Origin of the sequence: Flavihumibacter sp. ZG627 (assembly GCF_000814325.1) — a bacterium.
In the GTDB taxonomy this organism is placed as follows: domain Bacteria; phylum Bacteroidota; class Bacteroidia; order Chitinophagales; family Chitinophagaceae; genus Flavihumibacter.
Map to the genome: position 1 here is coordinate 80,288 of NZ_JPHF01000006.1, position 14,561 is coordinate 94,848.

Sequence of the window (14,561 nt, forward strand, 5' to 3'; positions counted from 1 at the left end):
TAAATTGACGATAAGTATGACTTTTTTCTGAAGGGGTGATTAAACCTTTTTAATCATTTCATGTCACCCACCATTTTAGCGCATTTTTACACGCAGAACATACATATCCGCTGTGATATATAAGGTTTTATCATTATCGGCGAGGGCCACATTTGAACATGCTTCCGGAACAAGGATTTTCCCAAGAACTCTTGCATTCTTATCAAAGATCCAAACACCGCCCGGACCTGTAGCAAAAACATTCCCACGGGAATCAACTTTTAATCCATCCGGACCACCCTTGTCTGTCTTACCTGCTTCTGTTGCATCATGGAACATACGTGGATTGATCAATGAATCATTTGTTGCAATATCAAATGCATACCATCCCAGTACAGGTGCTTCAGAATTCGCAACAATCAGTGTTTTTTCACCCGGGAGGAAGGCAATACCATTGGGACGTTTGATTGAATCAACAAGAAGGCTTACAGTTCCATCTACGGCAACTTTATATACACCCTGGTAAGGGGCGGCTTTTGTAGTATCATCAATATAACCGGGAAGTCCATAAGGCGGATCAGTGATAAAAAGATCTCCATTACTCCGATATACAGCATCATTCGGGCTGTCAAATTTTTTCCCCTGATAATTGTTTGCAATGGTTATATAATCTGCACGTGGTGCATCAAGCGGCGCATCCATCAGCGCAATCTGTCTGTCACCATGCTGGCATAATACCAGTTGTCCTTTTTTATTGAGTAATAATCCATTTGATCCGGGTTCTCTTCCTCCTTCACCACTTCCGGTAAAGCCACTTGGTTGCAGATATAGCTCCTTGCCTTTAGCTTCTGTCCATTTGTAAATAGAATTCCGCGGTATATCAGAAAATAGCAGCATTTTGTGGGAATCAACCCATAATGGTCCCTCACTCCATTCAAATCCATCCGCAATTATTTCTACAATAGCATCATTACTGATGATTTCCTCCAGTGCAGGGTCTGTTCTTTCAATGGATCCGATGGTCTTATATGTTGCCTTCCTGGGGGAATTACAGGCTGAGATTATTATTGTAACGCTGAAGAGTATCCGTAGAATTGATCTATGAAATGGAATATTCGATTGAAACATGGCGGTGGATTATGGGATAATGAATTTACGATATATCTCCAGCTTTAAGTATTTTAGGGTACAATCAACCAATCTGCAAATGAATCGTCGCAAATTCCTGAAAATGTCCTCAGCGGGCGTGCTGGTTTCTTCGATGCCTGTATTCCCTTCCTTTACCCAATATGCAAAATACCGAACTGCTTTGGTTGGATCCGGATGGTGGGGGATGAACATCCTGCGGGAAGCAATCGTAGCCGGGGAATCTAAAGTTGTGGCATTATGCGATGTGGATGACCGTTATCTCTATCCGGCGGCAGAGGAGGTAAATAAACTGAATGGAGATCGGCCTAAAACCTATAAGGATTACCGTGAGATGCTTCAAAAGGAGCGCCCGGAGATTGTGATCGTTGCAACGCCCGACCATTGGCATCCACTTATTACCATTGCTGCCCTCCAGGCTGGTGCGCATGTATATGTTGAGAAACCCATTGGCCATACCATCAATGAAGGGAAGGCTATGGTGCGTGCAGCAAGAGAAACCAACCAGGTGGTTCAGGTTGGAACACATCGCCGTGTATCTCCTCATAATATTTCGGGGATGGATTTTCTGAAATCTGGTAAGGCCGGTAAAATTGGAATGGTGAGGGCTTTTGTACATTATGGTGGTGATGCCGGAAAAATGATTCCAGACTCAGAAGCTCCTAAAGGACTGGATTGGAATGAATGGTGTGGACCTGCTCCTTTGCGTCCTTACAATGCTGCAATCCATCCAAGAGGATTTCGCCAGTTTCTCGATTACTCCAATGGTCAACTGGGCGACTGGGGCATTCATTGGATGGATCAGATTCTATGGTGGACGGAAGAAAAGGGACCCAGGAAAATATATTCTTCTTCTGCCCGAAGAATTAAGAAAGATAATACCGATGCACCTGACACCCAGTTGGTCAATTATGAATTTGAATCATTCAATGCAGTGTGGGAACATCGCCTCTATGGCGCCAACGAAGCAGAAAAAGCCAATGTGGGTTGTTATTTTTATGGAACGGAAGGAACTTTCCATATGGGTTGGCAGGATGGATGGACTTTTTATCCGGCCGATAAGAAAAAATCATTGATTCATGCTGATCCTGTTCTACATACAGTAGATCATCATAATGTGAAGGAACTATGGGCCGATTTTCTATTGTCCATTTCACAGAAACGCCGGCCTGTTTGTGACATTGAAATAGGTCACCGTTCTACCAATATGAGTTTGCTGGGTATGATTTCGGCTAAAGCGGGGAGGAGCATCAGCTGGGACCCTGAAAAGGAAATGATCCTGGATGATAAAGGCGCTTCAGCTTTATTGAAAAGAAATTATCGCGCTCCCTGGATATATCCATCTATATGATTGAATAAGTCAAATAATATCATTTAATTTTCATTATAAAATAATTCGATATGCCTACCAATCGTCGTGAATTCATTACCAATTCTGCAAAAGCAATCGCTGGGGTTTATGCAGCCTCCGTAGGATTCAGTGCTAAGAGTTATGCACGCATAATTGGAGCAAATGATCGGGTAAGAGTTGGAGTAGTTGGATTTTCAGATCGCTTCCGCCATTCGCTCTTGCCTTGTTTTATGAATCATTTCAAACAGCAAAACTTTGATATGGTGGCAGTTTCCGATCTCTGGAAAACCAGGCGTGAAGAAGGTGTTGCACTTATAAAGGAGAAAATGGGCCATGATATTACAGCATGCAGGAACAACGATGAATTATATGCTATAAAAAATATCGATGCCGTAATGATCAGTACTGCCGATTTTCAACATGCCCGCCATGCCATAGAAGCTATTAAGGCAGGCTGTGATGCTTATGTAGAGAAACCATTTGCAGAAACCATGGAAGATAACAGAGCCGCATTGAGAGCCGTCAGGGCATCAGACCGCATCGTGCAGATAGGTTCACAACGCCGAAGTGGTTCAAATTATATGGCTGCTGATAAGTTTATCAGGGAAGGGAAATTTGGTGCTATAACAATGGTAGAACTTACCTGGAATGTTAACCAGCCTGGTCGCTGGCGCAGACCCGCCCTGGTTGCTTCATTAAAGAAAGAAGACACAGATTGGAATCGTTTCCTGTTGAACCGTCCATTTGAAGCATGGGATCCAAGAAAATATCTTGAATACCGTTTGTTCTGGCCTTATTCATCCGGCATACCGGGTCAATGGATGAGCCACCAGATCGATACGGTTCACTGGTTCTCCGGACTCAAGCATCCACGAAGTGTTGTGGCAAATGGGGGCATTTATATGTGGAAAGATGGCCGAAGAAATTGGGACACACTTACAGCCGTATTTGATTATGGGCCGGCAAATGATGCTTCCACAGGCTTCCAGGTTACTTTTGGTTCAAGAATGCACAATGGCGAAGAAAGACCTGCTGAAATATATTATTCAAACGGAGGAGAATTGAATCTGATCACCAACAAGGTTTCACCGAAAGGTGGACTCACAGAAAATTTCGCAGCTGCAATGAATATACCTCCTAACCTTTTACCCGAACTAAATCTGGCTGATACAACCAGCCAGGTTGTAGCTTCTGCGAATACAGGTGGTGATACACTAACATCTGCTCATGTTCTGAATTGGATGGAATGTATAAGAAGCAGGAAACAGCCGAACGCACCAGTTGAAGCCGGATATTATCACTCAATAGCCAATATCATGACAACCGCTGCATCCAGAACCGGAGAAAAAGCTGTGTTTGATGAAAAGTCACAGGAAGTTATGGTGGGCAATAAAATATTTAAATACTGAAAAATCTATTCAATAGAAAACACCATTGATTCTAATGGTTCGCTGTCAATGGTAATGTATCCTAGGCCATTTCTAATTTTCAAGGTGGCGGTTCTTCCTGTCAGCTCATCCTTAAGGTCATAGCTTGAATTAGCCAGCTTCCATTTTTTGATGATAGAATCCGGCAAAAGCAATTCACCAGTGAATCGATTTGTGTCACTGAAATTCGAAAATACTATCAGTTGCTTATCTGCTGTCCATCTCACAAATGAAAATTGTTTGTCCGAATAAGATTTGTTTTGTTGGCGATTAAACCGGTGAATCTCTTCATAATCACCCATCAGTACATTATTAGATTTAGTGAAATTTAAGAGTGAACTATAAAATTTTTGAAGTTCTTTTTCCTTTTGAGTAAGAAGTCCGCCATCAAACTTCCCCCCATTCATCCATCTCTGATGTGTTGGTACTCCTATATAATCGAAAATACTGGTACGGGTTGGATTACCATATCCTGCATCCTCTTTACCTTCTTCACCCAATTCCTGGCCAAAATAAAGTAGGGTAGGTGAACTGCTGATCAAAGTAGAAACTACCATAGCTGGCTTTGCCTTGTCAGGATCACCCGCGAAACCAGTGCTGGCTATTCTTTGTTCATCATGGTTTTCAAGAAAATGAAGCATATGATGTTCAATATCAGCCATCCTCCTTTGCAATGCTACCAGGTTATCAGTACTACCTTTACCCTGTATGATGTTCCTTAGCGTATCATACATTTCAACTTTATCATAGAGATAATCCATTTTACCTTGTTTGATATAGTTTCTGTATTCTGATGGGTTGTATATCTCCGCAATAAGTGTTGCATCTTTATTTCTCATCTTAATAGCAGCATTCATATAACTCCAAAATTCAACTGGAACCATTTCTGCCATATCGAAACGGAAACCATCAAGCCCAAGATCTAACCAGAATAAAGCAATTTCCCTGAATTTTTTCCAGGTTGCCGGAACCTTTTTATTTGCCCAGAATGCATTATGATCCTCTACCGGAAGCGAGGCATAAGTAGCTGGTAGCGTGTCAAAATCCTTAACACCATCGGGCTTTATACCATAATTGACTTTTATGGTTTCATACCAATCATCCACATCAGGTTGTGAAAGCCTGCTGCCATTTCCCGTCCACTTTGCAGGTATCTCTTCAAATTTTCCATCACTCAAAGGATGTGCAGCCCCGCCTAATGGCTTATAACTGTCTTTACTTGCCGGAACCTTAAATGATTCACCTTGTATATAATAAAAACTATTATCCCGATGATATTCCACATTCCGATCATCCTTTGCACCAAAGTCTTCTGCACTATCGGGTTTGTTCAACGAAATATATTGTCGTGCCACATGATTGGGCACAATATCAATAATCACTTTCATCCCGTTCTTGTGCGTGCGTTCAATTAATGATTTGAATTCTTCCAGCCTTTTGGCTGGATCTGTTGCCAGATCTGGATTTACATTATAATAGTCCTTCACAGCATAGGGTGATCCGGCGCGGCCTTTTACAACATCCGGATCATCGTGGCTGATCCCAATACCTGAATAATCTCTGATCACTGCGTGATGCGGAACACCTGTATACCAGATATGGGTGATACCCAGCTGGCGAATCGCGGCAAGGGCGGTATCAGTGAAATCATTAAACTTGCCAACGCCATTTTCTTCAATCGTTCCCCATGGCTTCCAGGTAGTATCTTTATTGCCGAACAGACGGGTAAATACCTGGTAAATTACAATCTTACCTCCCTCAGGTGTTGGCTCTGAATTATCAGTATTTACAGTTGCAGTACATGCTGTTAAAAAAATAAGTACCACTACTAACCCCGACAATGTTCTCATACCTGCAGCTTTTTTGTTACCAATATTTGTAAAAGTATAGCAATTTGGAGATAAACTTTCTATAACATAAACGCAGCGCTGGAGGCGCTGCGTTTCACATTTTAAGTAGTTAAGAATTTATTTTTAAAGCGTCTGGTATATCAACCTTTTGTTCAAGCGGTAATACGATCACGAAACTCGCACCTTCTCCTTCCTTACTGTAGGCCGTAATGATACCCTTGTGCTTTGCAATTATCTTTCTTGCAATGGCCAATCCAATTCCAGTGCCCTCATATTCATGCCTCGAATGCAATCGCTGAAAAATCGTAAAAATCTTTTCTGCATATTCATTATCAAAGCCAATCCCGTTATCCTTAATAGTTATTCTACAGAATTTTCCTTTTTTATCAAAGGCATTAGTAAATGAAAGTTCGCTCACTTTAGTGCAACTTATACGGATATGTGGTTGCCGGTCATCTCTACTGAATTTTAGTGAGTTGCTTATGATATTCTGGAATACCTGTCGCATGTAACCGGGTACTATATCAGCTACCGGCATATCATCAACTTCTATGATTGCATTCTTCTCATTTATTACAAGTTCCAAATCACTTAAAACCTCTGCAATTACCGTGTTGAGTTTAATGCTTTCAAAGCTGCTGTCTGCCGTCAGTTTTGTAAAGGAAAGCAGATCGTTCACCAAAGCTGCCATTCTTGTAGACGACTCAATGATTTTATTAACATACTGAAGTGCACCGATCGGCAAAGCCTGGCTGTGACGGTCCTTTACCAGGTTACTGAACATTGTGATCTTCCTGAGCGGTTCTTTTAGGTCATGGCTCGCTATTGATGCAAACTGGAGAAGCTCACTATTTCTTGCTTCCAGCTCTGTGTTGATGGATTGCAATTCTTCTGTTCTTTCAATGACCCTTGCTTCGAGAACATCATTCATAATTTTCTGGTCATGGATATCAGTACAGGTTCCAAACCACTTTACAATATTGTTATTGTCATCGCGCATGGGAAGGGCACGGGCAAGGAACCATCTATACTCGCCATCATATCTTTTAAACCTGTATTCAATTTCATAGGCATCACCTGTTTCAAGTGCAGTATGCCAAACTTTTAGCGCACGTGGGTGATCTTCAGGGTGAAGTACTTTACTCCATCCTTTACCCATTGATTCACTTTCAGTGAGGCCTGTATACTCATACCATCCGTTGTTAAAGAAGATATGATTTCCATCGGGTAGTGTTACCCATACCAGCTGCGGCATGAAGTCAGTTACAAACTTGAACTCCTGGTTCAGTTTTACTAATTCATCATTGGCATCCTGGATCGCCTTTCTTGCCTTAACCTGTTCGGTAACTTCATAAGCGAAGATCAGAATGCCATTAATTTTATTATTCTCATCCCTGGTGGGTTGGTAGATAAAGTTGAGATAGATATCTTCTCTCTTTAATCCAGATTCCGAAGCAATATTTAGTTTAACCTCTTTTCCTATATATGGCTCCCCTGTTCTATACACCTGCTCAACGAGTGACAGAAGTTTATGACCATCATCATCCAGCAATGTTTCCTCAAATGTTTTTCCAACAAGACTTGTCTTGCCAAATAAGCGCTGGTAGGATGGATTCACGAGGGTATATACATGGTTCGGCCCACTTAATGTACATATCATGGCAGGTGCCTGCATAAACAGATTCTGAAGTATTGTTTTTTGGGCCTCTACATCAGCAGTCCTGATTTGTACTAATTCTTCCAGTTCAGAATTGGATGCCTTGAGAACTTCATTCTGGCGTGCAATATCTTCTGCGGTTCTGTCCGTAATGGCTCCCAGAAGCCTGTAAGGCCTGCCATTTTCATCTTTGAGAACTGTACCCTTATCAGATACTAGGATATAAATGCCCTCGGAATTTTTCAGGCGATATGAAATGTGGTAATCTTCTCCTTTTCTTATTGCATCATTGATAGCTGATGATACTCTTTGCTGGTCCTCCGGGTGTATAGCATTTAGCCAGAAATTAATAGTATTTGTTTCAGGTCCTTTTTGATAACCAAACCATTTGTAAAAACTATCACTCCACCATATATTGTCGGTTACAAGGTTGCGATCCCAGATTGCATCACTTATGGCATTGGAGATAAGGCGAAATCGCTCTTCACTTTGTGCCAGGTCATGAGTCCTCTCCTTAACTTTCTGCTCCAGGGCAAGGTTCAGGCTCCTGTAGCTTTCCTTGGATTTGATTAGTTCATGATAATTATTCCTTAGTTTCTCTTCGCTCTTCTTCTTCTCATTTATATTCGTTAAACTTATAAGTATTCCATCCATCATAGGGGTCACAATGATATCAAACCAGTTTGTTTCACCTCTAAGATCTAATTGCATCTCCATCTGGAAAGATTGACCACTGCTGATCACGCGGATGCATTTTTCAAAAAATCCTTTCTTTAACACTTGGGGAAACACAGCCTGAAGCGATTGACCCATATATGTTTCATTCGCCTGTTGAAGAAGCTCATCACTTGCATAGTTGGCCGCTATCCATTCAAAGTCCTTTATTTCGCCTTCCTTATTTCTTACTGCCTTGAATGCCATCACAGCACTCTGGGTGGCATTGAATACACTGTGAATGATGGTGTTTAATTCCCTTACATTAGAAATATCGATAAAGGTTATTACAGCTCCATCTACATTATTATCCTGACGAACATAAGGCAGAATTCGCATGAGATTAGTTCTGCCATTAATTAACTGGACCTCTTTCTCCAGAAGTTGTTTGTTCTTTATAACATTGCCTATATCCTCAGGAAAATTATTTCCATCTTTTATGTTTGTTGAGATATGTGCAATGGGGCGTCCGATATCACTTTCAATCAGGTTGATCATCTTAATGGCTGCAGGGTTGAATTTCCTGATTCGAAAATCCCCATCAACAAATACCTGGGCAATTTCAGTACTGCTGAAATAATTGTTGAGATCATCATTCAGTTCTACCAATTCGCGAATGCGAAGTTGGTGCTCGGTATTAAGCGTGTGTAATTCCTCATTCAGACTCTGCAATTCCTCATTGGAACTTTGCAATTCCTCATTGGCTGACAATAATTCTTCATTACTCGACTGTAGCTCTTCATTAGAAGTCTCCAGGCTCTCCACCGCCATCTGAAGATTGAAGCGGGTCTCTTTTAATTCCTCTTCCAATTCTCCTATATAACTGGCAGCACCTGCTTCCGGGATGTCAATGTTCTCATGTGTATGGCGGATATGGGGAAGCTCATGGCTTTCGCTTAACAACACCAGTACATTATTGGTGCTTGCTGATGGACGAACAAAAATATTGATTGGTTTATCAGTGTTGGTTCCACCTTTGAAGTTGGACAGGACTACCTCCGCATTTTCCCTTACAGATTTTCTTATGGCTGCATTCAGACTTATGGAAAGATCCTTCCCAACCATTTTCATAAGGTTCAGCGAAGTGATCCTGTCGGGTAATGACAGGTATTTCCTGAAGTCGCCGATAGCTTCTTTTATCTCAAAGTTCTTGTCAATATACAATGCAGCAAAGCCATACTTTTCGGTAAGAACAGCCCTGAAATCATCTGTAAGATCTTTCAGTAATACTGCTTCCCTTGCAGTTGAAATAAACTGCATTTCCTTACCCGTTTTTAATGACTGGGCAGATGGAAGTCTTTCCGCATTAAAACGGGTATCATTAGTAACTTTTTGGTAGAGTTTCCATTTACCATTTAATTCTTTAAAGCCGTCATTGATATTTACAGGCGATTCACTAGGTCCAAGAAATAAATACCCACCTGTATTCAATGCAAATTCAAAAGTCGTTATTATTTTTTTTTGCAGGATATTGTTCATATAAATGAGCATATTCCTGCAGCTCACGATATCATTTTTAATAAATGGAGGATCTTTGAGTACGTTATGTCGTGCAAAAACTATTTGTTTACGTATCCTTGAATGTACAACATAGCGGTCGCTTTCCCGGAAAAAATAACGTTCAATAAGGGAAGGGTCAATCTCCAGAAGGTTAGATGGTTCATAAGTTGCCCGTGATGCATATTCTATGGCCTCCTGGTCAATGTCGGAAGCAAAAATTTTAACCTCAAGGTATTTATCTTCCTTCTGTAAAAGGTCATCTATAAGAATTGCAATTGAATAAGCTTCTTCACCTGTACTACAGGCAACGATCCAGATCTTCAGAACTTCACCCTCTTGTTTTTTTCTGATGAGGGGAAGCAAAACATCATTTTGTAAGGCATTAAAACCTGCCTTATCGCGGAAAAATTTAGTTACACCTATTAAGAATTCCTTGCCCAGAAACTTACACTCATCAGCGGAATTATGCAATAGTTTTAAATATTCTTCAAAATCCTGATAACCAAGCATTCCCATCCTTCGCGTTATTCGTCGGATGATTGTCGGAGTTTTATAGTTTGTGAAATCCTGCTGGCAATTTTTTTCTATCAGCATCATCACTTCGGGTAACATTTCTTCGGTTGGTTTGCCATCAAGAATAAGAGGCTGAGGCTTCTCATTTATGTAATTGAAGATCTCTTCCGGCATTAATTCAGGGGTAAGAATAAGGTCTGCTACGCCTGTTGCAATGGCACTGTTTGGCATGCCGTCAAATTTCGCCGTTAAAGGATCCTGCACCATTACAAGCCCCCCTTTTTTGTGGATCTCTACAATACCTTTTGATCCATCAGTACCTGTACCTGATAATATAATTGCAATAGCTTTAGAGCCTTGGTCCACAGCAAGCGAACGCATCAAAGTATCCACTGCTGTATTGGGAGCTTTCTCTACACTTTTTTCACCTAGGATTAATTTTCCCTGATGTATTGTAAGCAATTTATTATTGGGAATTACATAAACCGAGTTTTCTTTTACTTCCATCATATGGTCAGCCTCCAGAACCTCCATATGGGTGTGCTTTGCGATCAGTTCAACCAAAAGGCTTTTATAATCAGGAGATAAATGCTGAATAATGATAAAGCTGAGGTTGCCGTTTGACGGCATATTGTCAAAGAATTCGTGGATGGCTTCCAATCCACCTGCGGATGCGCCTATGGCAACTATAAAATGATTATTCGGGGTTTCTTTTATGTTGAGTGAATCCATAAAACAGGGTTTACCAATCCTCTTGCCAGAATACACCTCAATCCGGAAATCCGTGTTTTATTGAGATAATATTATGATTTTCCTGTATAGACATTGCCTATTTAGAAAAGGATCAAATCAGGTAAAAAAAATTTATTCCACCAATAACTGGGGGGCAATTTCTCATATTTGGTACATTCAAATATTCAAAAGTCATTTATTATGTAGAACTATTTCCCCGCACATATATTATTACTGATTTCGGACTGCAGAAGTTCTTAGGATTTTAAAATTTAAACATTTTGAAACGGGATTATATGGATACCACATGGGGACCACATGGGGACCACCCCTTTAGAGTTCCATAAGGTACTCTTTCCATAAGTGGAATAATAAGCTGCTGGTTTATTGATTATTTATAAAAATTATTTTTATATTTTTGACGCTTACCAATAATTATCCCCCCTTACATGAGTAGAACAATAAGGATTTTTGTGGTTGATGACGATCTGGATGATACTGAAATATTCCAGGAGGTTTTATCTTTTATCGACCCAACAATCCAGTGTTCCACAGCCGATAATGGGAGAGATGCATTGGATAAACTGTCGAGGGTAACTTTCATACCCGACCTGATATTCCTGGATCTTAATATGCCCCGGATGGATGGAAAGGAATGCCTGAGGAAATTAAAGGAGAATCTTCTTCTCCGAAGCATCCCGGTTATTATCTATACAACCTCTTCACAATCGAAAGATATTGAGGAAACTATGGCGGCTGGGGCAATAAAATTCATCACCAAGCCATTGAATGTTAATGACCTGGAAAAAATTCTTCGTCCCATTGTATTGGGACTGAAACAGCCTACAATCCAAGATTGAGTTTCAGGTTTCCCTATCATAACTCACGAAAGGTCCAGTATTGGAAAGTCCACTGGATCCCTGAACATCCCGCCTTGAGTGTGCCCGGAAATGATTTACCGCGCTTTCACCCCTTGCCGCAGCGGCCAGGGCTGAATTTCGCTTCTTTTTAGGCGGTGGATTGTCCTTTTGCTGAATGGATTTACCTGCTTCATCATTTGTGGCAGGATTTGCCGGAGGATTTTCTTCCATACCGGCTGCAAGATTCGGATTATCAGTTGCCATGGTATGCTGATTTAGTACTATAATTTACGAAAAAATCAGTACTAACGCATTTATAATGATCCCAATCAATTCCTTGACATGACCAGTTTTATCCCTCATATGTTATGTCAACGGACTATGTCCGTCTCCGTCAGCCGTAATTTCTATATTCCACATATAAAAAAACCAGCTGAAACCAAAAGCTTCAGCTGGCGTAAGCGGAGAGAGAGGGATTCGAACCCAACCCCCTGAAACAATTACTGGAAATATTTTTATACAGTTAACTTATTGATAAACAGTACTAATATTGTACTGTGTATATTTTTATATAGCTGAGTATAGAATAAATTTTGCCCCCTAAATTGCCCCCCCGTATCTTTGGAGAGAGTTTTAAACCTGAACCCCCGACAGGGAGCAAAAAAGGGGTATTTTTTATGTCAACCATAAGATTTGAGTACAGAAAAGAGAAGGCGGAGAAGTCAGGACTTGCACCCCTTCGCCTAGTATATCAACAGCATGGGCAACGCCTGTATTACTCAACAGGGGAGAAATTATTAGGGGGCAATTGGGATGAAAAAACCCAGCAGGCAGTATATGACAAAAATCTAAGCCTGACCGCTAAGGAAGTTAAAGCAACCAACAGCCGCCTTGCTGACATTAAGCGGGAAATAGAGCGCATTGAGGAACGCTACCGGATCAATGAGGAACCCTATACCATTGAGGACGTAATAAGCGAATTAAAGGCCAAAAGGGACGGCAAGCAAATGGTTAAGAAGGCTGCAACGAGTAAGGAGGTTTATGCCTTTATAGACAATTATATAGCCGACCATACCACCCAGCGGGTGAAAGGCTCCCTAAGCGTTTATAAGGCCGTTAAGGAGCATTTGGAAGGCTTTGAAACTGATAAGGGGTATAAGGTGACATTTGAGAATATTGACTATTCCTTTTTCCAAAAGTTTCAGAACTACCTTATAGGGCTTACAAAAGAGGTAAACGGTAAAGAGGAACCGGCACTAAATAATATCACTATTGCGAAACAATTAAGCACCCTGAAAACATTGCTCAACTATGCAAGGCAGCAGGGGATCGAGGTAAGCGATAAGTATAAGGGGTTTAAAATTAGCCGGGATAATCCAGGCGAAGTCATTGCCCTGACCCGAAAAGAATTTGAAACACTATGGAACCTGGATTTAAGTAAGCGGCCTGCATGGGATCAGGTAAGGGACGTTTTTATATTTTCATGTGTTACTGGTTTAAGGTATTCAGATGTATTTCAATTGAAGCGGGAGCATATAAAAGAGGATCTTATTGACCTGACCAGTATAAAGACCAGCAACAAAGCTAAAATCCCCCTTAACCCGTATTCAATAGCCATCATTAAGAAGTATAAGCACCTTCCCACCCCTTTGCCTGTTATAAGCAACCAGCGGACCAATGAGCATTTGCAGAAATTATGCGATTGGGTAGGGTTTAACGAACCAGTTGAGATAGTTAGAAAGCATGGTGCGAAGCGGATCGTTAACGTATATCCTAAGCATGAGTTAATCAGGTTTCATTGCGGGCGCAAAACTTTTGCTACCTTATCAATAGAGGCTGGCATGAGTGCTGAATATGTTATGAAAATTGGGGGCTGGAAGTCTTACACAAGCTTCAAAAGATATATGAACCTGACAGACGAAAGTACTAAGGGCGCAATGGCACAAGCATGGGGAGGAAAGGTCAATAAATTAAAAGCCGTTTAATTCAAAAATATGGAGCAAAGAATAGTAAATTTTCTAAAAGAAATTAAAAGCCTAAGAATTGAAGAGGTAGGTGGATTCCTTGACCTTCATCATTATACCAAAACTACTGCAGTTGATAGTTATATATATTGGGATGAACTTTTAGAAATGATGGATTCTATTTATTTTGATTTAGAAAATCTAAGCCGCCTTGACTTTAACAGAATAAAAGAAAGAATAAAGGAGTTGGATAGGGCTTTTGATTATTTGGCCAATAAAAATCTAATGCAGTTCCATAATCAACCGGATATGCTTCCCCGGCATATATTACAGAGTGAGATATTATCAAGATTCTATTGTAGTAATTACAATAAAAATATAGGGCATTCAGCTAGGTTTTTTAAAGATTTATATCAAGTGGTTATGACAAAACAAAATGCAATCCGGGGATTAAATGCCGCATTGAATAAAATCTATATTGGCACTGATGCAAAAGGAAAAGAAAGCTGGACTGCATATACATGGATAATGTATACGTATTATTATCAAAAGGCTAGGGGGAAAGATTTGAATGATACCCACCGTATAATTATTAAGGAATTATCAGGATTATCGGATCAGACAATTTCAACCCAATGGAACAAGTTTTTAGAGAATGGAGATAATGTACCCGATCATACAAACCAGCAGCGAACATATAAAGAAGCTTTAGAGTGTGTTATTTCAGAATTAAGTAAGGAAGGGGCTAATTATGCTTTAGAGTTAGCTGAACAAAAGTTGAAGACCTATAAAGAAGCATATAGCCGCTTATAGATATTACAACAGGGGGTTTCAGGGGGTATGCCCCCAATGAATTAGCAATTTGCCA

Annotated in this window: 9 protein-coding genes; 5 read left to right on the top strand and 4 right to left on the bottom strand. The window is 40.6% G+C overall.

Going from position 1 to position 14,561, the window contains the following annotated elements:
• Positions 1 to 75: 75 nt before the first annotated feature.
• Positions 76 to 1,107, bottom strand: coding sequence for an SMP-30/gluconolactonase/LRE family protein (locus HY58_RS12975; protein ID WP_039132646.1), 1,032 nt, complete (start codon positions 1,105 to 1,107; stop codon positions 76 to 78).
• 79 nt (positions 1,108 to 1,186) lie between these two features.
• On the opposite strand from HY58_RS12975, the gene HY58_RS12980 reads away from it, so the two are divergent.
• On the top strand, positions 1,187 to 2,476 hold the full coding sequence (locus HY58_RS12980; RefSeq protein ID WP_039132845.1) for a Gfo/Idh/MocA family protein: 1,290 nt from the start codon (positions 1,187 to 1,189) through the stop codon (positions 2,474 to 2,476).
• Positions 2,477 to 2,526: 50 nt separating this feature from the next.
• On the top strand, positions 2,527 to 3,885 hold the full coding sequence (locus HY58_RS12985; RefSeq protein ID WP_039132648.1) for a Gfo/Idh/MocA family protein: 1,359 nt from the start codon (positions 2,527 to 2,529) through the stop codon (positions 3,883 to 3,885).
• Between the two features lie 5 nt (positions 3,886 to 3,890).
• Here HY58_RS12985 and HY58_RS12990 read toward each other — a convergent pair whose 3' ends face one another.
• Positions 3,891 to 5,753: an alpha-amylase family protein gene (locus HY58_RS12990; protein ID WP_039132650.1), complete on the bottom strand. Its 1,863-nt coding sequence runs from the start codon at positions 5,751 to 5,753 to the stop codon at positions 3,891 to 3,893.
• A 109-nt stretch (positions 5,754 to 5,862) separates the two neighbouring features.
• Entirely contained in the window at positions 5,863 to 10,869 is a 5,007-nt protein-coding gene (locus tag HY58_RS18945) for a CheR family methyltransferase (protein WP_052324108.1), read from the bottom strand.
• A 449-nt stretch (positions 10,870 to 11,318) separates the two neighbouring features.
• On the opposite strand from HY58_RS18945, the gene HY58_RS13000 reads away from it, so the two are divergent.
• The gene (locus tag HY58_RS13000; protein ID WP_039132652.1) at positions 11,319 to 11,729 is read left to right on the top strand and encodes a response regulator; all 411 of its coding nucleotides are present in this window, start codon (positions 11,319 to 11,321) and stop codon (positions 11,727 to 11,729) included.
• Positions 11,730 to 11,732: 3 nt separating this feature from the next.
• On the opposite strand, the gene HY58_RS13005 is transcribed toward HY58_RS13000, so the two are convergent.
• Positions 11,733 to 11,993, bottom strand: a complete 261-nt coding sequence (locus HY58_RS13005; protein ID WP_039132654.1) for a hypothetical protein — start codon at positions 11,991 to 11,993, stop codon at positions 11,733 to 11,735.
• 413 nt (positions 11,994 to 12,406) lie between these two features.
• Between HY58_RS13005 and HY58_RS13010 the strand changes: the two genes are divergently transcribed.
• Together HY58_RS13010 and HY58_RS13015 are read left to right on the top strand one after the other, a co-directional pair.
• The gene (locus HY58_RS13010; RefSeq protein ID WP_039132656.1) at positions 12,407 to 13,714 is read left to right on the top strand and encodes a site-specific integrase; all 1,308 of its coding nucleotides are present in this window, start codon (positions 12,407 to 12,409) and stop codon (positions 13,712 to 13,714) included.
• 9 nt (positions 13,715 to 13,723) lie between these two features.
• The gene (locus HY58_RS13015) at positions 13,724 to 14,506 is read left to right on the top strand and encodes a hypothetical protein (RefSeq protein WP_039132658.1); all 783 of its coding nucleotides are present in this window, start codon (positions 13,724 to 13,726) and stop codon (positions 14,504 to 14,506) included.
• Positions 14,507 to 14,561: the final 55 nt, after the last annotated feature.

Coding starts and splice junctions, on each gene's coding strand:
- HY58_RS12975 (WP_039132646.1), bottom strand. CDS start 1,107: ATGTTTCAATCGAATATTCCATTTCATAGATCAATTCTACGGATACTC.
- HY58_RS12990 (WP_039132650.1), bottom strand. CDS start 5,753: ATGAGAACATTGTCGGGGTTAGTAGTGGTACTTATTTTTTTAACAGCA.
- HY58_RS13010 (WP_039132656.1), top strand. CDS start 12,407: ATGTCAACCATAAGATTTGAGTACAGAAAAGAGAAGGCGGAGAAGTCA.
- HY58_RS12985 (WP_039132648.1), top strand. CDS start 2,527: ATGCCTACCAATCGTCGTGAATTCATTACCAATTCTGCAAAAGCAATC.
- HY58_RS18945 (WP_052324108.1), bottom strand. CDS start 10,869: ATGGATTCACTCAACATAAAAGAAACCCCGAATAATCATTTTATAGTT.
- HY58_RS12980 (WP_039132845.1), top strand. CDS start 1,187: ATGAATCGTCGCAAATTCCTGAAAATGTCCTCAGCGGGCGTGCTGGTT.
- HY58_RS13000 (WP_039132652.1), top strand. CDS start 11,319: ATGAGTAGAACAATAAGGATTTTTGTGGTTGATGACGATCTGGATGAT.
- HY58_RS13015 (WP_039132658.1), top strand. CDS start 13,724: ATGGAGCAAAGAATAGTAAATTTTCTAAAAGAAATTAAAAGCCTAAGA.
- HY58_RS13005 (WP_039132654.1), bottom strand. CDS start 11,993: ATGGCAACTGATAATCCGAATCTTGCAGCCGGTATGGAAGAAAATCCT.